At 26.3% G+C, this 26,501-nt stretch carries 15 protein-coding genes, 4 tRNA genes and 1 pseudogene; 9 read left to right on the top strand and 11 right to left on the bottom strand.

The window, feature by feature from the left end:
* Positions 1 to 3 precede the first annotated feature (3 nt).
* Both Bsayi582_RS02185 and ribA read right to left on the bottom strand, forming a co-directional pair.
* Positions 4 to 1,569 (bottom strand): anthranilate synthase component 1, encoded by a 1,566-nt coding sequence (locus Bsayi582_RS02185; RefSeq protein WP_500815599.1) that lies wholly within the window; start codon positions 1,567 to 1,569, stop codon positions 4 to 6.
* 3,009 nt (positions 1,570 to 4,578) lie between these two features.
* On the bottom strand, positions 4,579 to 5,178 hold the full coding sequence (gene ribA, locus Bsayi582_RS02180; protein WP_500815598.1) for a GTP cyclohydrolase II: 600 nt from the start codon (positions 5,176 to 5,178) through the stop codon (positions 4,579 to 4,581).
* A 2,081-nt stretch (positions 5,179 to 7,259) separates the two neighbouring features.
* Here ribA and Bsayi582_RS02175 point away from each other — a divergent pair.
* Positions 7,260 to 8,045, top strand: a complete 786-nt coding sequence (locus Bsayi582_RS02175; protein WP_500815597.1) for an enoyl-ACP reductase FabI — start codon at positions 7,260 to 7,262, stop codon at positions 8,043 to 8,045.
* A gap of 372 nt (positions 8,046 to 8,417) precedes the next feature.
* The gene (locus Bsayi582_RS02170) at positions 8,418 to 9,059 is read left to right on the top strand and encodes an MBL fold metallo-hydrolase (protein WP_500815596.1); all 642 of its coding nucleotides are present in this window, start codon (positions 8,418 to 8,420) and stop codon (positions 9,057 to 9,059) included.
* A gap of 122 nt (positions 9,060 to 9,181) precedes the next feature.
* Here the strand turns inward: Bsayi582_RS02170 and Bsayi582_RS02165 are convergent, their stop codons facing one another.
* The 5 genes from Bsayi582_RS02165 to Bsayi582_RS02145 form a co-directional block, all read right to left on the bottom strand.
* The gene (locus Bsayi582_RS02165; RefSeq protein WP_500815595.1) at positions 9,182 to 10,381 is read right to left on the bottom strand and encodes an amino acid aminotransferase; all 1,200 of its coding nucleotides are present in this window, start codon (positions 10,379 to 10,381) and stop codon (positions 9,182 to 9,184) included.
* A gap of 208 nt (positions 10,382 to 10,589) precedes the next feature.
* Entirely contained in the window at positions 10,590 to 11,999 is a 1,410-nt protein-coding gene (gene asnS / locus Bsayi582_RS02160; RefSeq protein WP_500815594.1) for an asparagine--tRNA ligase, read from the bottom strand.
* A 342-nt stretch (positions 12,000 to 12,341) separates the two neighbouring features.
* The gene (gene fabA / locus Bsayi582_RS02155; RefSeq protein ID WP_500815593.1) at positions 12,342 to 12,860 is read right to left on the bottom strand and encodes a bifunctional 3-hydroxydecanoyl-ACP dehydratase/trans-2-decenoyl-ACP isomerase; all 519 of its coding nucleotides are present in this window, start codon (positions 12,858 to 12,860) and stop codon (positions 12,342 to 12,344) included.
* Positions 12,861 to 13,766: 906 nt separating this feature from the next.
* A complete protein-coding gene (gene hspQ / locus Bsayi582_RS02150) occupies positions 13,767 to 14,084 on the bottom strand; it encodes a heat shock protein HspQ (RefSeq protein WP_500815592.1) in 318 nt (105 codons plus the stop codon).
* 145 nt (positions 14,085 to 14,229) lie between these two features.
* Entirely contained in the window at positions 14,230 to 14,559 is a 330-nt protein-coding gene (locus tag Bsayi582_RS02145; RefSeq protein WP_500815591.1) for a TusE/DsrC/DsvC family sulfur relay protein, read from the bottom strand.
* A gap of 385 nt (positions 14,560 to 14,944) precedes the next feature.
* On the opposite strand from Bsayi582_RS02145, the gene Bsayi582_RS02140 reads away from it, so the two are divergent.
* Positions 14,945 to 15,027: transfer RNA gene (locus Bsayi582_RS02140), tRNA-Ser, on the top strand.
* Between the two features lie 341 nt (positions 15,028 to 15,368).
* On the opposite strand, the gene Bsayi582_RS02135 is transcribed toward Bsayi582_RS02140, so the two are convergent.
* A tRNA-Lys gene (locus Bsayi582_RS02135) sits at positions 15,369 to 15,441 on the bottom strand.
* Positions 15,442 to 15,930: 489 nt separating this feature from the next.
* On the opposite strand from Bsayi582_RS02135, the gene pgsA reads away from it, so the two are divergent.
* From pgsA to Bsayi582_RS02120, 3 genes are all read left to right on the top strand, one after another.
* Entirely contained in the window at positions 15,931 to 16,482 is a 552-nt protein-coding gene (gene pgsA, locus Bsayi582_RS02130; RefSeq protein ID WP_500815590.1) for a CDP-diacylglycerol--glycerol-3-phosphate 3-phosphatidyltransferase, read from the top strand.
* Positions 16,483 to 17,018: 536 nt separating this feature from the next.
* Positions 17,019 to 17,089, top strand: a tRNA-Cys gene (locus tag Bsayi582_RS02125).
* Positions 17,090 to 17,109: 20 nt separating this feature from the next.
* Positions 17,110 to 17,192, top strand: a tRNA-Leu gene (locus tag Bsayi582_RS02120).
* 199 nt (positions 17,193 to 17,391) lie between these two features.
* Here the strand turns inward: Bsayi582_RS02120 and Bsayi582_RS02115 are convergent.
* The 3 genes and pseudogenes from Bsayi582_RS02115 to rne form a co-directional block, all read right to left on the bottom strand.
* A pseudogene (locus Bsayi582_RS02115) lies at positions 17,392 to 18,323 on the bottom strand (L,D-transpeptidase family protein).
* 426 nt (positions 18,324 to 18,749) lie between these two features.
* On the bottom strand, positions 18,750 to 19,676 hold the full coding sequence (lpxL, locus tag Bsayi582_RS02110) for an LpxL/LpxP family Kdo(2)-lipid IV(A) lauroyl/palmitoleoyl acyltransferase (protein WP_500815589.1): 927 nt from the start codon (positions 19,674 to 19,676) through the stop codon (positions 18,750 to 18,752).
* Positions 19,677 to 20,030: 354 nt separating this feature from the next.
* The gene (rne, locus tag Bsayi582_RS02105) at positions 20,031 to 22,673 is read right to left on the bottom strand and encodes a ribonuclease E (protein WP_500815588.1); all 2,643 of its coding nucleotides are present in this window, start codon (positions 22,671 to 22,673) and stop codon (positions 20,031 to 20,033) included.
* Between the two features lie 500 nt (positions 22,674 to 23,173).
* Here rne and rluC point away from each other — a divergent pair, with 500 nt between their 5' ends.
* The 3 genes from rluC to plsX all read left to right on the top strand — a co-directional run bounded on the left by rluC (position 23,174) and on the right by plsX (position 26,495).
* Positions 23,174 to 24,148, top strand: coding sequence for a 23S rRNA pseudouridine(955/2504/2580) synthase RluC (gene rluC, locus Bsayi582_RS02100; protein WP_500815587.1), 975 nt, complete (start codon positions 23,174 to 23,176; stop codon positions 24,146 to 24,148).
* A gap of 1,117 nt (positions 24,149 to 25,265) precedes the next feature.
* A complete protein-coding gene (rpmF, locus tag Bsayi582_RS02095) occupies positions 25,266 to 25,436 on the top strand; it encodes a 50S ribosomal protein L32 (protein WP_500815586.1) in 171 nt (56 codons plus the stop codon).
* Positions 25,437 to 25,487: 51 nt separating this feature from the next.
* Positions 25,488 to 26,495, top strand: coding sequence for a phosphate acyltransferase PlsX (gene plsX, locus Bsayi582_RS02090; RefSeq protein WP_500816098.1), 1,008 nt, complete (start codon positions 25,488 to 25,490; stop codon positions 26,493 to 26,495).
* The last annotated feature ends 6 nt before the right edge of the window (positions 26,496 to 26,501 follow it).

The raw sequence follows: 26,501 nt of genomic DNA, 5'->3' as shown, positions 1-26,501 counted from the left end.
TATTTAAAATATCTCTTTGGAAGAATGAGCTGTAACAATAGCGTGTAAGACCGCACGTGCTTTATTTAGGCTTTCATCGGATTCTAATTGAGGGATAGAATCTATTACGACGCCAGCTCCTGCTTGTATTGTAGCTATTTTATTAGTGACATATGCTGATCGTATAACAATGCATGTATCTAGATTTCCAGTGCCAGTTAGGTATCCAATAGCTCCTCCATAAGCATTACGACGACGCATACCTTCTACTTCATAAATGAGTTGTGTAGCTCTAATTTTAGGGGCTCCAGTTAATGTACCCATATTCATGCATGCGCGATACGCATGTAGCGCATCGAGATCATGACGCAATTCTCCTACAACTCTAGATACTAAATGCATAACAAAAGAATATTTATCTACTTTTAATAAATCTGCTACATAACGACTGCCTGCTTTACAGACGCGTGCTAAATCATTTCTTGCTAAATCCACTAACATTAGGTGTTCTGATAGTTCTTTATGGTTTAAGCGCATTTCTAATTCTACACGATTGTCTGAATCTGTATCTAACGATCCGTTGGGATGATAAGTTCTAGCTCGAGTACCAGCAATAGGATAGATCTCGATTTGTCGAGTATTTGCATTATATTTTAGAGAGCTTTCAGGAGAAGCTCCAAAAAGTGTGAACATTATGTCTTGCATAAAAAACATGTAAGGACTGGGATTATTAGTTTTTAATACGTGATATGCTGCTAATGGAGAAGGACATGGAAGAAAGAAGCGTCGTGAAGGAACAGCTTGAAAAATTTCTCCTTGACGTATGGCTTGTTGTATTTTATGAATAATTTGTTCATATTTTTCGTTGTTTGGATCACAGCGAAGTGTCATGTTGTTTATTTTTGTGCATGGAATAGTTTTAGGAGTTTGATTAAGTTGTTTTTTCAATTGATTCATTCTGGTTTGTAGTCGTGCTTTTTCTAAGGAGTTTGAAGTAAATAAAGTACTTTGTAGTAGCGCAGTATATCGTTGATGATCAAAAATTAGTAATGTTTCAGCTAAATAGAAACAATAGTCCGGAAATTTATAAGTATTGATTAATTTTGGAAAGGATTCAAAACATGATATTAAATCATAAGAAAATAAACCTCCCAAGAATATAGCTTTAGGAATATTTTTGGGAGGTTTATTTATGTTGAGCAATGAACGTAGACAGTCAAATATTGAAATTGATTTCAGACGCGTATCTTCATCAATCATTGTTCTTGTTATAGGAAATATTAATTTCATTTCGTTAAAATTTTTTTTAATTTTTACTTTTATAGGAAACATTTGTGCTAATAATGGTAGCAAACTCGCTCCATTTTTGGTTAAAGGTTGTATAGTAACGATCGTACCATGAGCAGTAATACGTAAGGCACTATCAATGATCATCATGCTTTCTATATTATGTTTTTTATTGATCTCCGATGATTCTAATAATAATGTTGCGTTACGTTTACTACATAATTGATGAAAAACTTCTGTAGGATTAGAATGATAGCGCACTTGAATATTTAAACATTCTATTTGATTTTTTTTAAATCCCATTGTTTATTTTTTTCCATTATTTGTTTAAATAAAATATTTTATTGATATTAGTGGTTTAATTGGAATATTTTTAAGTATGCAATATGTTTTAAACATTTTTTCAAGTATTGAAATGCTTTAAATTTTACAGAAATATTTACTTCGATCGTGATATGGTTGTGTCTTTTTTTTATAAAGATATGAATACTAATTGTATCAGTAATACTAGTTTTTTTTAGAAATGTCAAATAACAATAATTGCAGAAATAGTAAAAAATATTTTATTGGTATAGTTTGGAGTAGTTATTAGTGAATAATATGTTGTAGTGCATTTAAAGAATAACTGATTTAATAAGCATAAATTATACTTGGATTATTTTTGATGAATATATATTAATAATTGTTTGCTATAGATTTATTTTATTAGCTTATATATTGTTTTATGTAATTTTTTTAAAATGTTATTATTATAATTAATTATGGATAGATATAATTTAAAACATGATAAGTATATATAATATGTATTTATTTTGTAGTTTTTGTTTTATAGTTATATAAATTTATAAAAATGTATATATTTAACGATTATGTTTTGTATTATATTTGGTATTAATTTACTAATTGAGTTATGGTGTTTCATTAAGGTTGATCTAGAAATAGTATGTACATACACTCACTAAGTGAGTGTACTCAAAAAAAAATTAATCATGTATCATAGCACATGATACAATATTTAATAAATAAATTGTTATTGTTTTTGACATTTTTGTAGAAATTTAAATATTTATTTTTATATATGCATGTACTCAAGCATAATATTTAAAATGATTAATTTAGAATATGAGTAAAAGATTGTAACGAATTAATATGTGTTTGTTTTATTTATGTATGAATGTATTTTAAAAAAGTTTTATTTATTTAATATAAAAAAGTATTTTTGCATTTAATTATTGTGTGATCTGTCTTGTAGATATAGTGTATGTAATAAATATGTTAATATTATAAATATAAAAGGTATATTATTGATGTATTTTATATAGAAATAAATGATTAGAGATTTTTTGTAGGTTTTAAGAGATTGAACATTAGTATGTTTGTGATAAATTATATATTTTTATATTAACAAAAATTTACTTATATCGTGATATTGTAAATTTTAAAGTGTTTTAGTTGAAATGGAAAATACTATTTTTAAAATAGTTTGTTATATGTTGTGTCGATAACTGATTATTAAAATAATTAGTATGGTTATTTTGTTGAGCAAATTTTACATTAGATTTAGTGAAAAATTTAAAAAGATACTATAAAGATTGTAGTAAGCGTATATTATTCATATATGATTTAGTATTAAATGATACGTATAATGTGTTTTGTGGTTTTAAATGATGTTATAAAAAAATAAATATTGTGTATGAGAAATATGAATTATTTGTGTCTATTTAAATAGAATTTAAATGATTTTTTGTTTTCGTTTTCATGTATAGTTTTAAAAATATAATTTTTAATAGATTATATTATATATCTAAATGAGATTGTATATGTTATCAATATATTTATATATTTTAGTGAAATATAAAAATTACAATGAATAGTCAGTAATATAATAGTGTGATATGTAATAAACACTCTTTAATGCAGTAAATAGATCGATATTATTAAATGATCTTTAACTTAATTTTTTTTATTTATTTATATATTTATTATAATTTTATTTTTTTAAATAATGTATTACAATATGAAAAAATGGTTTATGTTGTCAAAGTATATTGTTAGTATTATATATGTTTTTAATAGTGGTAATTTGTTGGAAAGGATGAAAATTTAATAATAATAAAATCATGAAAATCTTATAAATAAATCAAGATAGTAAGTTTTATTTTATTCAAGATGAGTATAGCCTATAGTTTTTTTGGTATTTTTTTTTAGATAATAAGAGTTTTTTAACGAAAATTATTGCTTTCAAAAATATTATTAATTAAATTGATAAGATTTTAAATTAATAAAAGTGTAGAGAATGTTGTGTGTATATGATTTTGATATTGTACATAAGTGATTGATGATTAAATTTATAGAGTTTTATTTTGGTAGGAACAGTTAGATGTGGTTTTTTTTGATTTAAAATAGAATTACAACTAGTGTTTTTATATATAGGAGTACAAAATTTGTTAAGGTTTTAATATTTTTTGTTAATGCGATTTAACATTAAATTGCTATTTAATGCAATAGATATAATCTAATTATATAATTGCAAGCATATATTTATTGATCTAAGTAGTGTAATTTTTTTGAAATACTAAGTATTATATTTTGAATTTTGATGGGTGGATTTTTTGTTTAGTTTATATTAAATTATTAAGGTTTTGTTGTAATATTTATTTATTTTTTTTTGACATATTTAGATCATATATAGAGATATTTTATAATTTTATATTTTATATAATTTCGTTGTTTAGAGATTAATTTATTAAAATATTATGTTTTATTTTGATGTTTATTATAGAAATTGAATAGTCGTTTATAATAAAAAGGTTTTTAATTTAATAAAGGAAGATAGATAAGTTATAACGATGGTATTTGATTAAAAAATGAAAGAATTTAGTGAGATTATTGTTTGTATAAGTCAAATAAAATTGTATGTATTTAAATTATATTAACGTTATTATCATAAATGTTTGTAATGTTTTTCAACATTAATTTAATGTAATTTAAGAATTAAAAATTGTTGAGTGTTAATTTATATTCTTACTTTATATTGCTATTTTTTATATCTAAATTTTTATTTAGAAATTATGTGAAAGATATAATGTAATATAGGAAGTTATTATAGTTTTTATTTTATTCAAAAATATATTTTATGATAGATTATGTATTTAGATAGTTGTATATATGATGTGCTATTTGTATGGTTTTATGGTATTTTTGTAATTATCGTTTTGTTTATGAATTAACTATAAAAGTAATTTTTTGAGTAAAGAGTGTGCGCTTATTATTTATCGAGATTATATAAATATATATATTTTATGTTAAATTTTATTTATTATAGTTACAAAATAGATGTCCCAATTTAGATGCTTTGGTGTCTAAGTATTTAGAATTTTCTGGATTTCTTCCTACTATTAATGGAACTCTTTCTGTAATTTTAATACATGATTTGTTTAAAATTTCTACTTTTTTTGGATTGTTAGTTAAAATACGTATTTTTTTGACGTGTAATAATTTTAAAATGTCAACGCAAATAGTAAAGTCGCGTTCATCGGGAGCAAAGCCAAGACATTGATTTGCTTCGACAGTATCAGCTCCATTATCTTGTAATGCATAAGCACGGATTTTATTTAATAGTCCGATGTTACGTCCTTCTTGGCGATGATAGATTAAAATGCCACGTCCTTCTTCTGTAATAAAGTGTAGTGCTGTTTTTAATTGAAATCCACAATCACAGCGTGAACTAAATAAAGCGTCTCCTGTTAAACATTCAGAATGTATTCGTGTTAGTATGGGATCTGATCCGGCGATATTTCCGTATATTAGCGCAATATGATTATGTCCAGTAAAGTTTTCTTCAAATCCTACTAATAAAAAATTACCCCAAAATGTTGGTAATTTTGCTTCTGTTACGCGCTTAAGTCGCATTATTATTACCTCTTGAGAAATGTAACCCTAGGGATTATTGTTATTTATGTTAAAAATCTATATCCTTAACATTTGAGTTAAGGTATTCAAATATATTATTATGAATATTTCCATCCATATTAAATGATATGTATTGTTATTATTTTCATAAAATAATTTTATTAGTTGATAATTATTTATTTAAAATATTTAATAATGATATCAATGATATTGTTAATAACCAAAAATTTTTACTAAAATAGTATATATTTTATTTGTATAAAATATATACTGTGAATCCGATAGGTATTTTGAGTATTTTAAGTAAAATTTATAAAAATTACATGTAAAAATAAAAAAAATTAATATTAATTAAATAGTAAAATTTTTTATATAATTATTGATATTGATATTATTTGTGAATTACAGAGTTATTACAATGTATTATATGTGGTATAAACATTGTGGATGTTTATTATAAATTTATTAATTTAGGTATATTTGTCAAGTGTACAAGAGAACACATGTATAGTGGAATTTATTTTTATTTTAATTATGTTGAATAATTTTTAGGTAGGAGTAAATATTCTAATATTTAATTATATAAATATTGTTTTAATGATGGATAGTTATAATACTAAATGTGCCGCATGTATCTTGGATGTTATTTTAATTTCAAATTAATATGATAATAATTTCTAAAACAAATGGTGTTTTAAGTTATTTATATGATGATTATATTAATTATAAATCATGATTGTTTAATTGATTTATAAAGAATTAATAATTTTGGGTTTGTAAAATACAATGTGTTATATATTGTACGTATATATCTTACAAAAGTACAGATAATATAATTTATGATTAAAAATTTATGTTATTATATTTGAATATAATATTGTTTTGTTTATAAGGATTGTTATAGTTTTATGAATTTTGTGTTTTATATTTCTTTTATTTTTTTGTTGTCAGTATACGAATATATGTAAATACGAACATAAATAAGAAGATTTTTATTTTTTACCTTAGAGGTGGTTGAGATAATCAAATGAGGTATTGAACATGTTTTTATATTAAAAAATTGCACTGGTATTGGTTATATATAGCATATTTGATTTAGGATAATTTATTGTAAATTTTATCGTATAAATAGATATTAAAAATTATTGCAAAACAATATTATAAGGTATGGAGAAAGTTATACAGAATTGATATGAATTAATTTTTTGTAAAAATGTGATAATGTTTAAACATATGTATTTTGTAAATTAGTCTGTAATATTTATAGATATTAGTTTTGAAACTTAATAGTTATTCTTATTAAAATATTAATTAAGATTTGATAGGATATATGATATCTATATAAATGGATTCATTTAAAAGAATTGTAGTATTAATTATTATTAACCCAGTAAATTAAATGAAAATTTTTTATTTAAAAAAAATTTATTTGGACAAAATGTTAAATTTTTAATTAAATTAAAATTAATATAAATAGTATAATTATGTATATGAATATATGTTGAGTAAAATTTTTTAATGTTTATTATAATTAATTATTTATTATAAAATGTTGTTATTTATTATAATAAAGTAATTTGGTTGGTTCATTACATATAATTATATCAGTATTTTTATTGTTATTATTATTTAAGTACCATATTAGATATGAACTTTAAGCACATCGAAGTGAATATAATTATTGATATGTGATATTTATGAAAAACAGTTATATAAATATAGCTCACAAAAAAAAGTGTATATATTGATGTTTTAATAATTGGTACTCTATATATAATGTAAATTATGACGCATGTAAATATGTTATGTAATTCATTTAAAAGTTGATTTTCATTTCTTTTTGTAAGAATAGAAAGTAGGGTTAATATGATGTTATTAATGTAATTAATAGTAAATTTTTAAAACTAAAAATATTTTTATACTATTGCATAGTTATAAGTGTGGTTATTTTTTAATAAAATTTATAATATATCTACTGATTACAATAATAATTGTGATAGTTTGATATTGAATATTTTTTGTATTGAGTGTATTTTAATTTAAATCATAAAACAGAAGCATCATGTTGTGGAGAGCAAACAATGGCATTGCTTAGTAATAAGCGGATTTTAATTACTGGAATGGCTAATAATAAGTCAATAGCTTATGGTATAGCTCAGGTTTTTCATAGAGAAGGCGCAGAGTTAGCCTTTACTTATTATACTGATAGGTTAAAGTTAAGAGTACAAACTTTATCTAAAAATTTCAATTCTGATATTGTGTTACCATGTGATGTGTCTCAAGATGCTAGCATAGAGAATTTATTTATTGAATTAAAAAAAAGGTGGTTGACTTTTGATGGATTTGTTCATTCGATCGCTTTTGTTTCTACTGATCAATTGACAGGTGATTATGTAGATAGCGTCACTCGTGAGAGTTTTGCATTAGCTCATGTTATTAGTTCTTATAGTTTTGTTGGAATGGCGAAAGTATGTAGGAATATGTTGAATAATCAATCGGCTTTAATTACGTTAACTTATTTGGGCTCTACACGTGTTATACCTAATTATAATGTGATGGGATTAGCTAAGGCTTCATTAGAAGCTAATACTCGTTATATGGCTAATTCTATGGGACCGGAAGGCATTCGTGTTAATGCAATTTCTTGCGGACCTATTCGTACTTTAGCATCTTCTGGCATTAAGGATTTTAAAAAAATGTTGTCATATTGTGAAAAACAATCTCCTATTCGTCGCAATATTTCCATTGAAGAAGTTGGAAATGTTGCTGCATTTTTATGTTCTAATTTATCTTCTGGAATTACTGGTGAAGTAATTTATGTTGATGGTGGATTTAATGTAGTAACAAATACAGATAATGTAGTTTAATTCGTATGATTTTGATTATGCATTTGTATTATATAATTTTAATTTAATTAGGGTTGTTGTATGAAATTGTATCATTCTAATTTAAATGGTATAAAAGTCAATATTCTGTATTTTTATGTGAGAAAAAATAATTTAAGTATGTGTTATATTATTATTATTTAATTATGCTTTCATAATATTTTAAATTTTAGAATGATTGAACATAAATAAATGCCTAAGCTCTAAGCTATTTTAGTATAAAGTTTTTGATAATTTTTGTCGTAGTGTTGTTTTTATACATACGATTATATCGTGGGCTTTGTGTTATAAGAAATGATTTTTAAGGTATAGAGTATTTTTAGAGTTGAAAATATAAAAGATAGTGAGATAAATATGCAATATCACATTGTGCCAGTTACTTGTTTTAATCAAAATTGTTCAATAGTTTGGTGTGAAATGACGCGTGAGGCGGTTTTGGTGGATCCTGGAGGAGATGTAGATAAATTACAATTAGAAATAGCTAAATTAGAAGTAAAGATAGTCAAAATTTTATTAACTCATGGTCATATAGATCATGTTGGTGGAGCCTTAGAATTGAAGCGATATTATGATGTTCCTATAATAGGCCCAAATAAAGCTGATCAATCATTGTTAAATAATTTATCTTTGCAATGCAAAATATTGGGTGTTTCTGACGTGTTATTTAACAGCAATCCAGTGATTCCAAACGTTTGGTTAGAAGATGGGGATGAAGTGGAAGTGGGATGTGAAGTTTTTAAAGTATTGCATTGTCCAGGGCATTCTCCAGGTCATGTGGTATATTGGAATAAACTAAAAAAGTTTATACTGATGGGCGATGTGTTATTTAGAAAAAGTATTGGTCGAACAGATTTTCCGGGGGGGAATATTACAGATTTAGTTTATTCTATAAAGACTAAGTTGTGTCCATTGGGAAACGAGATTAAATTTTTACCAGGACATGGAGGTATGTCCACTCTCGGTTATGAGAGTGTAAATAATGTGTTTTTAGCTTAATGATCAAGTAATGGTAACTGATTAAATCCGTAATAAGAGATAAATTCAATAATTAAGATCATGACGTTCTTTGAACTATAAATTTTTAATTTTAAGTCTATTTTTATTGATTGAAATGTAGTTTATTTTAAAATTTTAACAATAGCGCTACATATTTGATTAATGTTATTATCTGATAGTCCAGCTAAATTAATTCTACCAGAACTTACTAAGTATATGCCAAACTGATCGCGCAATTTCATGACCTGATTTTGGTTTAATCCCATAAAAGAAAACATACCACATTGTTTTCCGATAAAACTGAAATTTATGTTTTTACTGCTAGCTTGTAAAGTATACATGAGTAATTTTCGCATATGATTAATGTGCTCACGCATATTTTTTAGTTCCATTTCCCATGTGGATCTTAAAATTTTATCATTCAATATCAACGAGACAATAGATGCTCCATGTGCTGGTGGATTAGAGTAATTAGCTCGAATAATAACACGCAATTGACTCAATACATGTTCTGCATCGTCGTTAGTATTAGTTGTTACAGTACATGCTCCTACTCGTTCATTATATAATCCGAAATTTTTTGAATAAGAATTGCATACTATCAATTCTGCATGTTTTTTACAAAAAATATGAAGTCCTTTAAGATCTTCTTCTAATCCTTGAGCAAATCCTTGATAAGCTAAATCAAATAAAGGTAAGCATTGATTTTTTTCTAATAATTCTGACAAGACATGCCATTGTTCAGTGTTGGGATCAACACCAGTAGGATTATGACAACAACAATGGAATAACACTATGTCATTAGGTTGGATGTTTTTTTGTAAATTTGAATATAATTCGTCAAAATTTAGTGTATTAGTTATTTTATTGTAATAAGGGTAATTACATACTTCTAATCCTGAAGAAATAAAAATGTTTTTATGATTTACCCAACTAGGATCACTAATCCATATACGCCTGGATTTAGTATTCTTCACGATGAACTCAGTTGCTACGCGTAATGCACCAGTTCCGCCAGGAGCTTGAACCGTTTTTATGTGTTTTTTTGGGATAATGAACTTGTCATTTATTTTAAATAACAAACATTGCGTAGCAGTATTGAAAGAATTCATACCTTCTATGTTAAGATAATTTTTACTAGTCTCATTTTTTAGGATCCATTCTTCTGCTTGTTTCACGCTCGTTAAAATAGGAGTATTTTTAAATTTATCTATATATACTCCTATGCCAAGATTGATTTTATTTTTTCGTGTATCGTTATCGTAAATTTCCGATAAACCAAGAATTGGATCAGCAGGTGCCATTTTAATAGATTCAAACATAACACGTCCATATTTATTTTTTGATTATATAAAAGGATGCTTTGTATATATCACAATTGTTATTTTTTGCCAACTATTTATATTTAATTTTTTAATTTAAATGTTAAATATATTAAAAGTAATATTTAATAGAAAAATATATTTATAAGAATAATTTTTTTTATTTAAAAGATTAAACATAAAATATTTATATAGATAAATGGTGTTATTAAAAATTAATATTTTTTGCAGATCTGGGAAAAGGAGTGACATCTCTAATATTTTTTATTCCTGTAACATATATTATTAGTCTTTCGAAACCCAATCCAAATCCTGAATGAGGTACTGTACCATAGCGTCTCAAATCACGATACCACCAATAATTGTTTTGTATTAAATTATTTTCTTGAAATCTTTGATCTAATTCTGATAGTCTTTCTTCTCGTTGTGAACCTCCGATTATTTCACCAATGCCAGGTAGTAAAATATCCATGGATGCTACGGTTTTATTGTCGTCATTTAAACGCATGTAAAAGGCTTTAATGTTTTTTGGATAATTCTTTATTACTACGGGAGATTTGAAATATTCTTCTGATAGATATTTTTCATGTTCAGAGAATAAATCTGTGCCCCAATGTATTGAATTATTAAAATGTTTTTTACATGTTTTTAGTAATTTTATTGCTTCGGTATATTCTATGTGTACAAATTTAGTATAAATAAAATTTTTTAATCGAGTTATGATGTTTTTGTCTATTTTATCGGCAAAGTATTTTATATCATCAAAACATTTTTCAAGAAGTATCTTGATGATATTTTTAAGTAGAGATTCTGCTAAAATGATAATGCCTTCTAACGTTACAAATGCTGCTTCTGGTTCTATCATCCAAAATTCGGCTAAATGACGATTAGTATTAGAATTTTCTGCTCTAAAAGTTGGACCAAAAGTATATACTTTTGATAACGCACAAGCATAAGTTTCTGCGTTTAATTGTCCTGATACTGTTAAAAAAGCTTGTTTACCGAAAAAATCATGAATATCATGAGAATAATTTATTTGCTCTTTTGGATTGCATGTAATTGGTTGAGTGCTTGAAGTAGATACGCAAAACATCTTACCATTACCTTCAGTGTCGGATGAGGTAATTATAGGGGTGGGAATCCATATAAATCCTTGTTCATTCATGAAGGTATGAATAGCCTGTGATAAAGTATGCCTAATACGGGAAACAGCACCAATTATATTGGTACGTGGTCGTAAGTGCGGCACTTCACGTAGATACTCCATGGTGTGTTTTTTAGCAGTTATGGGGTAGGTACTAGGATCTTCTATCCATCCTAGTACTTTAATGTTTTTTGCCATTACTTCAATGTGTTGTTTTGTGCCAATAGATTTGATGATTGTACCAGTAATTATGACTGAGCAACCACTAGTTAGATGTAATATTTCATTTTTATAGTTATGTAAACTATCGCATGCAATTATTTGTAATGAGGTTAGACAAGAACCGTCATATAGATCAAGGAATGAAATTTTAGCTTTAGAATCTCGTTTAGTTCGAATCCAACCTTGTATCGTAATTTCAGTATTTTTTAGTACACAACCACGTAATATATCTACTACTGATACTGTCTTCATGTAGGGCCTCCATTTTTTAATTAATAATATTTTTTATTTTGGTTGTGTTTTTAAATTTAAATGTTACTCATATTACGTGTTAATAGTATATTTGCTAAAAAAATCAGAGATGTGTATTATAGTATATAGTTTTATGTTTTTAATGTTTATTATTTAGAATATATTTATATTTCAGGTGTAGATAATTATTAAATTTTAGTGTTGTATTAAATGCAAGAATAAAACACAATTGTAATTATAATATATAGTTGTTAAATTAAATATATTTATAATTCAATTTAATTATATTGATTTAATTTAGTTAAAATATAAAATGATTTTATATTTATGTACACAATGATATTAAAATGTTGTGGTATTTTTAAATAATCCAACCTTTAAATCTGTTGCAGTGTAAATTATTTTGCTATCACATAACACTTCTCCATCGGCCATACCCATAGTTAATTTTCTATTAATGATTCTACGAAAGTGAATAAAATAAGTAACCTTTTTAGATGTGGGTAAGATTTGTCCAGTAAATTTAACTTCTTTTACTCCTAAAGCACGTCCTTTACCCTCTCCTCCAATCCAGCCAAGGTAAAATCCTACTAATTGCCACATAGCATCTAATCCTAAACATCCTGGCATAACTGGATCTTTGATGAAATGACAATTGAAAAACCACATATCAGATAGGATATCTAATTCTGCCTCTATAAAGCCTTTATTGTAGTTACCTCCGTTCCTGGTCATTTTTGTTACTCGGTCTATCATAAGCATGTTAGGAGCTGGAAGTGTAGGTCCTTTTTTTCCAAATAATTCACCTCTGCTGGAAGCTAATAGATCTTCTTTTGTATAAGATTCGCGTTTATTAAACATAGTACATTTTGTCCTGTGAATATATTTGTCTATATCAATATAGTAAAATGTAGTATATTATTCAATGAGGCATATACTTTTCGTGTATGCATAATAGTACATATGATAAAATAATTGTTGTAGTATATATATAATTTGCGTTATAGGATTACAAAAATTTTTTATCTTAATCATAGGTGTAAATAATTATGTTGTAATCAGAATTACAATGGTAGTTAATTTTTATAAATTATTCTATAATACTTATTATATTCTAAAAATATTGTTGTTTATTAGATATATAGAGTTGATTTGAATAAATGTTATCCTATAACAGTACGGTATAATGTGTGTTTAATTATAATGTTACTATGATACTAGTTTTTTTTGGAAAATTATAATTTTTGATAATATGAAAATATTACTATTAAATATTTTATTTTAAAAGTTAATTCAATATGTTTGGTGTATAATGCACAAATCTTTATGTATAAATTTATAATTTTTATTAATTAGTGACCGTATGAATACGTGGTATTATGAACAGTCATAAGTTGCAATTAAACTTGCTTTATTTAATATTTATAATATAGATTATATACAATTTTATGTATTATATGGAGTGTGAGTTTGTGATAAATTATGGAAGAGATTCGGATATAAAAGTATTATTGATAATTGATATATTATTGGTTGAAAGTTATATTGATTTTATATACTGATGTTGATAGTTGATAGAATTGATTTAGATTAGGTTGCAAGGTAAATCAGGCGATGTATGTATTTAGGTTTTCGATGATTATTAATGTTTTTATTTTGTAATGTATTCATAGATTGAGTAGTTCTAGTAAGTTAGAGTATGGTTACAGTTTATAGAATGTAAATATATTTGATTTTTGTATATAAAACTTAAACTACATATAAATGTCAATTTCTTAATCGTGGTGTTTTAAGTTGTAGCTGAATAGATTTGGAAAGTTCGTCTAAGGTTGTTTGTTCTGAATGTATATTAATGTTTTCGTATCCTAGTTGTACTTCTGCTAAATAAGTATGTATAGGTCTTCCTTCTTCATCTTCCATAACGACGTGATACCACGGGGATTTTCGTAAGGTATCGTTTTTTGTGATTTCATCCAATGTAGGTTTTTCAAGAGAATATTCTGGATCAACATCTATTACTACACCTAAATATCCTAATAATTTATGTCTAACTTGTTGCCCTATACCAAATTTACTAGATATCATAAAAACCTCCTGTGAATTACCATTTGTTCTGCACAATAGATGTGGGAAAAGATTATAAAATCAAGGGCAAATTTGTTATTAAGTGGATTTCTTATAAATAAAAATTTTTATTATATAATAATGGGATTGTCATGATATTATTGTGTTATACACATCCAATGGGTTTAGGCAGGCCAGAGATTTTTGCAATTTTTTGAGCTACAGGTCCCTTTTGAAATAGTTTTGCAAAATATCGGCTGTTTCCTTTTTCTTTACCATGTTTAAGTTCTATAATATTAATTAACATTCTGATTTTTGGTAGAGTGTTAAATTCCGCATAGAATGCGCGTACAAAATATATAATTTCCCAGTGTATTTTATTTAGTGTAATACCTTCTAATTTAGCGATATTTGTTGCAATTTCTTCATTCCAATCTTCAATGCGTATTAAATATCCTTGTGAATTAGCATTTGTGTTTATTTGATTGTATTTCATGAATTTTTCCTGAATAATTTAATAGTTGAAATTTTGAATAAAAAAATTATTATACCCTGATATATATATATATAAAAATAATATTTAATTTAAATATAATGTAAAGTACATATATACATAAATGTATTGTTGTATTTATTTTAAGATTAATACATTTGTATAATTTTACATGAAATATGCACGGTATGAGGAGTTATTATTTAATTTATATAATGTCATTTATTATTTATGGGAATGGTTTAATTGATTTAATATTAACTAAGGTTCAGTGTTATTATTTTTTATAATGTTAGAGCTCATGTATTTAAAAGATATGTTGTTTATATATGTATTAAAGATTAATATGAATAGAATAATAAAATTTATTATTTTTAATTATTTTTTTGGAGGAGTGGCCGAGAGGTTGAAGGCGCCAGTCTTGAAAACTGGTAATGTAAACATTCTAGAGTTCGAATCTCTACTCCTCCGAAATTATTGTTGTTTATATGTTGTATAATGAGTGTTATTTATAAATTGGTTTAATTATAATAATTTATATTCATAAGTATGAATGATATCTTTTGTTAAGGATGCTATAAGAATGTTCAATAGTATTAATTATTGGAATAATTTTTAATAATTAGTTTTTTATTTTTTATGATAAGATGGTTGATAAATGTTAAGAGGTATTGTTAAAGTATTTTGTATCTTGATATGAAATAGCATTATGAATAATCAATTAATTATATGTGTTAAAGATCTTAAGGATTATTTATTATGTGTTTTGTATTGTTTTTGTCATAATGCTAATTTGTTAAGTTTTAATTGATTGGGTCGTGCAGGATTCGAACCTGCGACTAATTGATTAAGAGTCAACCGCTCTGCCATCTGAGCTAACGACCCGTTTCTTTTACAAAATAATATCTTGCAATGATGTTACAGTCTTTAAATTATTATGAATTATATATTATAACTAATAACTATTAGTACACAATAGTGTTATTTATTTTTTACAAGAAATAATATTAAGATGGATTGGTGATGATATATTATTCACTATTTATTAATGTTGATTTGATTAAATTTTTTAAATCGTCATATATATATGATGAAACCTCACTTTTTATAAAGCATTTAAGTAATATTGTTAATTTTAGTTAAGTTATTAGACTGTATTGTAATCTTAAGTTGTAATAACATTTATTTTAAACTAAAATTTGATAGCAGTTTGTGTGGTGTTTTTGAATAAAAATTATGGCTATATTTACACCAGCTATAATGTGTGAATTATGATATATATTGTATATGCGTATACATATTTTTTATTTTTATGTAGAGAGCATGTTTTTAAAATTACAACAGTATAATTATATTAGATTATTTTTTGCAATTATGAACATCATTAATATACCAACGTATTTGACTTTACTTCGTGTTATTATGGTACCTTTTTTCATTGTGACGTTTTATTTACCTGTGTATTGGGCTCCAATGGTGTGCACTGTTATATTTTTTGTTGCGGCTATTACAGATTGGGTTGATGGATTTTTGGCGCGTCGTTGGAAGCAAACCACTAGTTTTGGTAGATTTTTAGATCCAGTGGCAGATAAAATTATGATAGTGTCAGCGCTTATTTTAGTTGCTGAGCATTTTCATGTGTGGTGGATTACATTACCAGCTTCTAGCATGATTATTCGTGAGGTTATTATATTAGCATTACGTGAATGGATAGCTGTGATTGGTAGTCGTAATAGTGTTGTTGTTTCTTGGGTTAGCAAAATTAAAACATTCATACAAATGTTGTCTTTGACTGCTTTATTGTGGAGTCCTGATGAATGGATAATAATTGTAGGTATTATTGCGCTATATGTGTCGGTATTATTGACATTTTGGTCTATGTACATTTATTTGTATAATGCGTGGTATGATTTATTAAATTATTGATTTTATTCGGTGTTATTTTTTTTGATCAATAGAGAGTTCGTCGTGATAGATAGTTATAATTTTTTTTAAAAATTTGGTTGTGTTTTAATATTTAACATATCAATGCATATTGATATGTTAAATATTAGTTTTTTCGGAGTGAGATAAGTTTACATGTAATAACATATGTTTTTTATGAATTAATATAATATTATTTATGTGAGTCTGATGTTAGATTATATTTATAAACACAGTTTTGTTGATGTAGTTATAATTAAGTTATTATGTAATAGTTAATTTGTTATTTATATTTACGTGTGATTGGGTGCTATTTCAAACTAAATAATGTGATTTTGAATTTAATAATTTAATTTCAGTATCATTAAGATGAGTATATGTTTATACTGCAGTTTTTGATGTTGTGGGTTAATTTAATTACGATTTTGAATGGAATAAAAAAAATTGAATGTACATATAGAAGTATATTTCTCTATATAATTACATTAATTTGATTGTGATGATTGTTTTATTTTGTGTTTGATATATCTTATTGATAAGGCGCGTTGGCAGATTGGTTATGTAGCGGATTGCAAATCCGTGCAGTTCGGTTCAATTCCGAAACGCGCCTTATATTAAAAATAGTAACCCGCCCGGGTGGTGGAATAGGTAGACACAAGGGACTTAAAATCCCTCGGCTTAGAGCCATACGAGTTCAAATCTCGTCCCGGGTAAATTTGTGATGACAAACAGACTGTATTGTTTTGTATAATAGAAATATGTGAATATTTACAACAAATATTTTTGTATTTAAAAAAAATATAGCATGATTCTATCGTTATAGTGATTATCAGATAGGTTAGTTATGTCTCCCAATCATGTATGCAGATACATGTATTTTTGTATTTATTTATGTATTTTAATTGCTGATAATTATTTACGTGTAATATTTACTGGTATTCCAGAACGATCTTTCAGTGCTTGATTGACAATTTCATAATCTATATTAGGGTTATTTTCTGTTAGTATGGATTGTATTTGTGTTTTTAAATATGTTGTTACTGATTCATTAGAGTTATTTTTTTCTGCATTATCACGAGATAGTGGATTGTGTATTTCTAGGTATTGCATTCCATCTGTTTCGATAGTGCTTTTTATAGGTTCGTTAATAAACTGTACTATAGTGCCAACAGGTACTATATTGAAAAGGTATTCTATGTCTTGAGGTCGTAATCTAATGCAACCGCGTGTTACTCTTAGTCCAATTCCAAAATTACTGTTGGTACCATGAATAGCATAATTCTTGCCTAAGTATAGAGCATATGATCCCATTGGATTATTGGGTCCTGCTGGAAAAATTGCAGGTAATGTTTTTCCGTGTTTTATGTATTCATCTCGCATATTTTTGGTAGGTATCCAAATTGGGTTTTTTTTTTGTGTTTTATTGAGGTTCTCCATGGAGATGGTGTTGCGTTTTCAATTGTTCCGATAGCTATGGGTAATACAATGACAGTATTGTTATTTTTTGGGTAATAATATAATCGCATTTCAGCGTTGTTTATAACAATACCTAAATGGGATGTATTTGGTAAAATGAGTTTATGTGGAATTATTAGTCGTTTTTCTGAATCTGGAAGATATACGTCAATATTGGGATTAGCTTCTAACATATTGCTAATACCTACTTGAAATTGCGCAGAAAAATATTCAAGAGGATATATATTATTTTTAGGGGTGATGATTTCTATGTTGTTGCCGATTAATCTATTGTTATTTTCAGGTAATGTATAGACAATAGCAGATGAAAAATGAGAATACAGGATCACATTAATGAGCAGTATATACGAATATATTTTTGTGTTCATGTTTGTTTCTATGTTATGTAGTAAAAATTGTGTTGTTTATTTATTATAGTAGTATATTACTTGTATATTATGTGTTTGTGTAAAAACATGCAGTGTTTTGCATAAGTTTTTTAATTTTTTTAAAGTATCTTTATTTAATTTAGTATCAATTAATATAACGATATTTATGGTATCATAACGTTATGAGAACTATTATTAATATACAATGATCAATTTAACATATTTTAATAATTTTTAGTTGAATGGAAATATTTACTAATATTGTTATAAATAATGAAGTATTTTTTTGTTTTTATTAAATTGAATGTTATAAGTTTTAATAATGTTACATTTGTATATAGTAATTTTAAGGCTTAATATGTCTGTTTTAGTAATTATTTTATAAAATATATATTATTTATTTGATAATTTTAGTTCGTTTATTGGTTAATATAAAGAAGATTCTCCAGGTGGTCTGGTTTTGAATCGACGATGTAACCACATATATTGGTCAGGGGCTAATAAAATCACTTGTTCTATAACTGTATTCATGCATTTAATTGTATCGATGATGTTTGTTTTTAAAGATATTTCATCTTGTTTGTTAGGCAGAATTAATAATTCGTATCCAAGAGCATTGGGTAACCTGCGGGCTACGAATGGGATAATTGCAGGTTGGGCGATTTTTGTGAATATATAGGTGCCTATAGTGCTTGCTGCATGTGACACTGCGAATAAAGGAACAAATACACTGTTTTTATATCCATAATCATGATCTGGCGCATACCAAACAATTTCGCCATTTTTTAAGGCTTTAATTATGCCTTTAACATTAGCACGATTTAGCATTGCTTTATTAGATCTTAATCGTCCCTTAGTTTGTAACCAATCTAATAATGGGTTATTATTAGGGCGATATACTCCGATTCCAGGATTTATCATTCCTAAAATTCTAGCGCCTAATTCTAAGGTAAGAAAATGCATTCCAATCAATAATATTCCTTTATTTTTTTTTCGTGTTTGAGTTATATTTATTAGCCCTGTAATTTTAAACCAATGTTTAATTCTATATTCTGGCCAAAACCAAGCCATACCAGTTTCAAAGATTCCCATGCCTATAGATTCACAATTTTTATTGAACAATTTTTGTTTTTCTTGATTTGATAATTTAGGAAAACAAAGTTCTAAATTCCTGCGAATAATACGCATACGATTTAATAAAAAATATTTTGTAATACGACCGATTCTAGTACCAAGATAATATATAAAAGGATAAGGAAGTAATACTAGAAGATATAGGGTAGCTATACCGATCCAAATTAGCCAAAATTTTGGGTACAAAAAAGAATAATTAAAGACTGGAAGTTTTTTCATATATAGTTAATTTTATAATTATTTATATTAGCACATATAAAATTTATTTCTTATTAAATTGTACGATACATTGAATAATGTATAACATATTTTTAAATTGTCTATATAATTGTTTACGGTTAACAAAATTAAAAAGTGTTGATTAATATAAATTATATAAATTGTATGTATGTGCTGATATGTGTAGTTTTTGTGTGAGTTTATTGTATTGTTGAGGATAGTAATGACGTTCAATATGATAATTTATATATATTATATTGTTTATTTAATTTTATATAAATTCAAAGAAACTAATTTTTTCTTTTAGAGGATATTTAGTTATATGGATGTTTGTATTGAGAAAAGTTGTAGAATTTATTTTAGATGTTGTTTTATATTTGTTTGACAATATTGTTTTATTTTCTTTAATGTAATTTTTTCTTTACGTTGTTGTAATCGGTATTTAGAATTTATACGGAAATGACGAGAAGAACGGCGTAGACGACGAATAAATTGTGTACAATTTTTATTGTTTTCTTGTTGGTGATTTATATTATCATTATGCTTGTCGGTATTATGAGAAATATATGAATAGCGTATAGTGGTATTATTGATTTTTTTTGAAATATTAGGATTATTGAATCGTAAATCAGAAGTGTTAATATTGTTGGTGTTGTGAATGGTAGTAGAATTTATTTCGTCAACGATGATTTTTTTTGTAGAAATATTAGAGGAATTTGGTATGTTCTGTGCGTTGTAGGGATTAATCTCTGTAGGAGATAGTTTTTGATCGATTTTCATATGCAAAGTATGTTTAGATTGATAATTTTTTGACCATTCATTAGATTTTGAATGGTCTGTTTTTTTTAAATTTTTAGATTTAATATTATTATAATTCCGTCTATTGTGTCTTTGTGTAGGTATTTGATTTTCTATTTGTTTTAAGGATTGTGTTTGATTAGTAGTATCATTGGTGTTAAATATAGTGTTGTTGGTATTTTTAGTAAGTTCGAACAGAGATGGAATATTATGACATTTACTTATAATATAGTTTATTTGTTTGTTGTCTTCGTATGAGTTAATGTTGGTTTTTATATTATGTTGATATTTTTTTTCAGCGTAGTCGTTATATTTAGAATGATAACACTGATTTGATTTGTAGTAATGATTTAAATATTGAGATAATTTTTTTTTGTTTACAATTTTAGCGTATGTATAATGAGCAAATGTTTGAAGTTTATTTATTAATTTGTGAGTTGTTTTATTGTAACTGTCAAAATATGAATGAAATATTTTGTACCAATTATTTTTTGTTTTATTAAACCATTCAATCTTGTGTTTGGATTTATATTGTAATATATGATTTATATAATAAAATATATTTTTGTTGAAAATAGGCAGTGAACGTGATAGAAAAAGTGTTTTTGATTGTGGTTGTTTTGTGTTGCAAGAGTAAATTGAGGGTATGATTTCTCCAGATGCATGAATGATCTCGTTATTTTGATTTGTTGCCAACAGATAACTTGGTTTATTGTTTATTTCGCCTTTACGTATACGTCTTACCTCATAATTTGGAGTTTGCATTTGTTCGTAGGGCACTATGATAGCTCGTACTCCTTTTTGGCGTTGCTCTATATCGCTGATGGCTTTTCGTTTTTCATTCAGTAAATATGAGGCAATGACTACGGGAACAATTGCATGTACTTCATAAGTATTATTTTTTAGTGCTTCTTCTTCAATTAAACGTAAGATGGATAAAGAAAGTGATTCATTGTCACGGATACTGCCGGTACCACTACAACGCGGACAAACATGATGACTTGATTCTCCTAACGATGAACTTAATCGTTGTCTAGATAGTTCTAATAAACCAAATTTAGAAATACGTCCTATTTGGACACGTGCGCGATCTTGATGTACTGCTATTTTAAGGTTATTTTCAATTTCACGTTGGTGTCGAATTGAGTTCATATCTATAAAATCGATGACTATTAAACCACCTACATCACGTAGACGTAATTGACGCGCTATTTCTTCAGTTGCTTCTAAGTTAGTATTAAACGCTGTGTCTTCGATATCTAATCCTTTAGTGGAACGTGCAGAATTAATATCGATTGCTGTTAATGCTTCAGTAGTATCTATAACAATAGATCCTCCAGATAGTAATCGTACTTCTCGTTGAAATGCTGATTCAATTTGAGATTCTATTTGATAGTGACTGAATAATGGAATATCACCATTGTATAATTTTATTTTTTTAGCAAAATCTGGACGACCTAGAGAAGTGATATGTTCTTTGGCTAAATTTAAGATTTTAGGGTTATCAATTAAAATTTCTCCTATGTCTGGTCGTAAATAATCGCGAAATGCGCGTACGATAACGTTACTGTCTTGATGAATTAAAAAAGGAGCTAATTGGGTTGCTGCAGTGTTTTTAATAGTTTGCCAATGTTGTAGGCGAGAGGTCAGATCCCATGCTAATGCTTCAGTAGATTTGCCTACTCCGGCGGTACGAATAATTAGACTCATTCCTTCAGGTAATTCTAAAGTAGATAGGGTTTCTTTTAGCTCAATACGATCATTGCCTTCAATACGTCTTGATATTCCACCAGCTTTAGGGTTGTTTGGCATAAGAACTAAGTAGCTACCTGCTAAACTGATAAAAGTAGTTAATGCAGCACCTTTATTTCCCCTTTCTTCTTTATCTACTTGTACAATTAATTCTTGTCCTTCACATAAAATTTCTTTAATATTAGATTTGTGATAAGGGGATGATGAGGAAAGAAAATATTCTTGAGCAATTTCTTTTATTGGGAGAAATCCGTGTCGTTCGACTCCATAATCTACAAATACTGCTTCTAAACTAGGTTCAATTCGAATAATTTTGCCTTTATAAATATTTGATTTTTTTTGTTCATGACCTATTGTTTCGATATCTAGATCATATAATCGTTGTCCATCCACTAATGCTACGCGTAGCTCTTCTTGTTGAGTGGCATTAATTAACATTCTTTTCATTATAATTTATACTCGATGTTGATATTTTGGAATGTAGATGTGTTTTGTAATTTAAATAATTTAATTATTTTTAGCATTTTGTAAGTTTGATATTCAATAGATTTGAGTTTATAAATTGAATGTATAATGTTTCTGTAAAATCCTTGGGATTATTGATAGTTACATAGTCATGTAAATTTATAGTATTAGTTTTGTTATTGATAAACTATTGTATTTATATAATGTAATATACAATTATTATAAATATTTTTTGTAATATTATTTATAGGTAATTTTATGGTCATGATACTTAATCAATAATTGTGCTTGTAGCGGGTCAAAAGGATTAATAATTTTTGTAAATATGCACATATATACATGATTATATATTTATGTTATTGGTTTTAAATGATTAATTATTTTAATTTTCGGAGTATTTGGTTTAGTCTATTGTAATTATTATTTTTTATTGCTGTTTTTATTATTATATTAAAACAATTATATAATTACCATGGTTTCTTATGAAAGAACATGATATTCGTGTACGTTTTATTAAAATTTCTTCAATTTTTTCTGGGCAAAGGATTGATAATTTTTTGTGTACTTATTTAAAGGTAGTACCCAGATCTATGATTTATAGAATCATACGAACTGGTGCGATACGTATTAATAAAAAGAGAATTAAATTTCAATATAAATTAAAGGTGGGGGATGTTTTAAGAATTCCTCCAATCAAAGGGATGAGGACAGATAGGTTTAATGTTAAATGTATACAAGAAATTGCATTTTTACAGAATATTATAATTTACGAAGATGATTATTTATTGGCACTTAACAAACCAACTGGTATTGCTGTACATGGAGGAAGTGGTCTAAAATTTGGCATTATTGAAGGATTACGAGCATTGCGTCCTCAAGCACAGTTTTTAGAATTAGTTCATCGTTTGGATCGAGAAACTTCTGGTGTATTGTTGATAGCTAAACAACGGGCTTCTTTGGTGTATTTACATGAACAATTACGTTTACAAAATATAGAAAAAGAATATTTAGCTTTAGTACATGGGAAATGGGATATAAATACACAAATAATATCTGCGCCGTTATTAAGAGAAAACACTTTATTTAATGGTAATAAAATTATTTATATAAGTCCAGAAAAGGGAAAATTTTCTAAAACTTGTTTTCAAATTAAAGAACAGTTTGCTAATACAGCAACTTTGCTTACAATTAAACCTATTACTGGACGTACACATCAGATTAGAGTACATACTAAATGTGTTAATCATCCTATTGTAGGAGATCATGTGTATGGTTGTCACATATCTAATATGAAATTTAAAAAATTTGGATTTAATCGGTTATTTTTACACGCTTCTATGTTACGTTTTATACATCCAAATACAAAAAAGGATTTTTATATATATGCATCATTGGACAAATCGTTTTATGATTGTTTATGTTTTTTGAGAAATGTAATCATGATTAGTTCTTTTTAATTGATAAATATAATAAAAATATGAGTAAATATTTTGATGATAGTGTTTTAATTTTTGTAATTAATACTTAATTTAAGTAAAATAGATTTGTTTTAACATATAAAATTAGAAGAATAATCTTTATTATTTGTATTTCTGTTGTGTTGCGATATTGGTGGTGTTAATTTCAAAAATGAATGTATATAATTTTTACTTGTAAAACAATTTAGTGGCGGTGTTTGATTATAGATAATATACAGTTGATTTTAATAAAAAAATTGAATTAACTGTGTATTATTATTTAATAAAATTAAATTTGTTTTTATAAAACGTGGATTTTGTGCTGAAAATATGCTCAATTATATATTGAGCAATATTATTTGAATAATATTTGTATGTTTTTTGTGATTAAAATAAAAATTTTTTTTAATTATTTTATTAAATATAAAGTATTTTGTGTTTGGATGGTGATTTTCGTTGTAAATAATAGTTATAATTTAAATTAAATATTATTTATCATGTAATTGTTTAGAATTTAAGAAAAAGGTAAAACAATGAGTATTTATGGAGATTGAATTTTATGCATTGTTATTTATTTAAATTTTTATCTAATTAAATAGCGTGGTGTTAGTTAGTGACGATTGATATCAGGTTCGATATATTTAGTTATTAGATAACAGTGTTATCATAACAAAACAAGTAAATATATAAAAGTTTAAGATGATAATGATATATCATCAATAATAGTTTTTTGATAAATTGTATTAATTTTTGTTAGTTTTGTACATTTTGAAATGCATGTGAATGTGTGTGTATTCAGTAGCTGTGTATTGTTTGTGATGTTTTTGATGATTTATAAATGTTATGGAAAATATTTAATACTAATATAAATAATTAATTTAAATAGATATAGTATGTTGTTTATACACTAATTATTAAATTAGTGTGTGTTTTGTATATTAATAAAATAATGTTATTTAAAATACAAAATAATTTAAATGTTATTAGTTGAAAATAATTTATGTCATATTTTATGACAGAAATGGATATTTCAATTGTTTATATGAATTAATTAGAATTATATTGGTTATTTAGCTAATAAATAACGTTAAAATTTATAAAAAGGGGGCACAGTATTATGGCTGTACAACAAAATAAATCTACTCGTTCTACAAGAGGAATGCGTCGTTCTCATCATGCGTTGTGTCCAATTATTTTATCAATGGATCGCACTTCTGGAGAAGTACATCGACGTCACTATATTACTTTGAATGGTTTTTATCGCGGCCGAAAGATGATTGAGAAGTAATTTTTGAAAAATAATATACAACTACAAAATTTAGTTCTTGCATTAGACGCAATGGGTGGAGATTTTGGCCCTATTGTAACAGTTCCTGCTTCTTTACGAGCATTGTCTTTATATCCAAAACTTGAACTGTTACTTGTTGGAAATCCTGATGTAATTTTTCCTTTGTTAACTACATCGAGATCCGTGTTGCTTGATAGGTTAACTGTTATTCCTGCAAAATCAGTAATAGGTAGTAACGTTAGACCTGCTCAAGCTATTAGAATAAGTAGAGATACTTCAATGCGCGTAGCTTTAGAGCTTATTAAATCAGGGCGTGCTCAAGCTTGTGTTAGTGCGGGTAATACAGGCGCGCTTATGGGTTTGTCTAAATTAGTGCTTAAATCTATAAGCGGTATTGAGCGTCCTGCTTTGACAACGTTATTACCACACCAAAAAAAAGGTCGAACTGTTATTTTGGATTTAGGTGCAAATATTGCATGTGATGGGGCAATGTTAGTGCAGTTTGCAATTATGGGTTCGGTGTTATCAGAACAGATTTTGGGTGTGAGTAATCCAAGAGTAGCGTTATTAAATATTGGATCGGAAGAAACCAAGGGTTTAGATAATATTCGTCGTGCTTCAGAAATATTACATACTATTCCATCAATTCATTATATTGGTTATATAGAAGCAAATGATTTATTAATGGGGAAAACAGATGTTTTAGTTTGCGATGGATTTATTGGAAATATTACTTTAAAAACTATGGAAGGAGTTATAAGAGTTATTTTGTCAACATTTCAGTCATCGGAAAGAAAAAATAAATTAAATTGGTTTACGAAAGGTATTAAATTTTGGATGAGTAAGTATTTATTTAGTCAATTTAGTCAATTAAATCCTGATTGGTATAATGGCGCTTATTTGGTAGGTTTACGTAGTACGGTAATAAAAAGTCATGGAGCAGCCAATCAACGTGCATTTACTGCTGCTATTATACAAGCGATTCATGCTGTAGAACGAAAAGTTCCGGAGAAAATTTCTACTCGATTAAGTGCAGTGTTATCTAAAAATAATAATTGAATATAC

The organism is Candidatus Blochmannia sayi (nom. nud.) (genome assembly GCF_059935855.1).
This window is presented reverse-complemented; position numbering and strand designations above follow the sequence as displayed.

What these genes read in the sequence shown, in the direction of transcription:
- Bsayi582_RS02170 (WP_500815596.1), top strand. Translation starts at nt 8,418, where the DNA reads ATGCAATATCACATTGTGCCAGTTACTTGTTTTAATCAAAATTGTTCA.
- Bsayi582_RS02185 (WP_500815599.1), bottom strand. Translation starts at nt 1,569, where the DNA reads ATGGGATTTAAAAAAAATCAAATAGAATGTTTAAATATTCAAGTGCGC.
- ribA (WP_500815598.1), bottom strand. Translation starts at nt 5,178, where the DNA reads ATGCGACTTAAGCGCGTAACAGAAGCAAAATTACCAACATTTTGGGGT.
- Bsayi582_RS02165 (WP_500815595.1), bottom strand. Translation starts at nt 10,381, where the DNA reads ATGTTTGAATCTATTAAAATGGCACCTGCTGATCCAATTCTTGGTTTA.
- rne (WP_500815588.1), bottom strand. Translation starts at nt 22,673, where the DNA reads ATGAAAAGAATGTTAATTAATGCCACTCAACAAGAAGAGCTACGCGTA.
- plsX (WP_500816098.1), top strand. Translation starts at nt 25,488, where the DNA reads ATGGGTGGAGATTTTGGCCCTATTGTAACAGTTCCTGCTTCTTTACGA.
- Bsayi582_RS02175 (WP_500815597.1), top strand. Translation starts at nt 7,260, where the DNA reads ATGGCATTGCTTAGTAATAAGCGGATTTTAATTACTGGAATGGCTAAT.
- fabA (WP_500815593.1), bottom strand. Translation starts at nt 12,860, where the DNA reads ATGTTTAATAAACGCGAATCTTATACAAAAGAAGATCTATTAGCTTCC.
- asnS (WP_500815594.1), bottom strand. Translation starts at nt 11,999, where the DNA reads ATGAAGACAGTATCAGTAGTAGATATATTACGTGGTTGTGTACTAAAA.
- Bsayi582_RS02145 (WP_500815591.1), bottom strand. Translation starts at nt 14,559, where the DNA reads ATGAAATACAATCAAATAAACACAAATGCTAATTCACAAGGATATTTA.
- rpmF (WP_500815586.1), top strand. Translation starts at nt 25,266, where the DNA reads ATGGCTGTACAACAAAATAAATCTACTCGTTCTACAAGAGGAATGCGT.
- lpxL (WP_500815589.1), bottom strand. Translation starts at nt 19,676, where the DNA reads ATGAAAAAACTTCCAGTCTTTAATTATTCTTTTTTGTACCCAAAATTT.
- hspQ (WP_500815592.1), bottom strand. Translation starts at nt 14,084, where the DNA reads ATGATATCTAGTAAATTTGGTATAGGGCAACAAGTTAGACATAAATTA.
- rluC (WP_500815587.1), top strand. Translation starts at nt 23,174, where the DNA reads ATGAAAGAACATGATATTCGTGTACGTTTTATTAAAATTTCTTCAATT.
- pgsA (WP_500815590.1), top strand. Translation starts at nt 15,931, where the DNA reads ATGAACATCATTAATATACCAACGTATTTGACTTTACTTCGTGTTATT.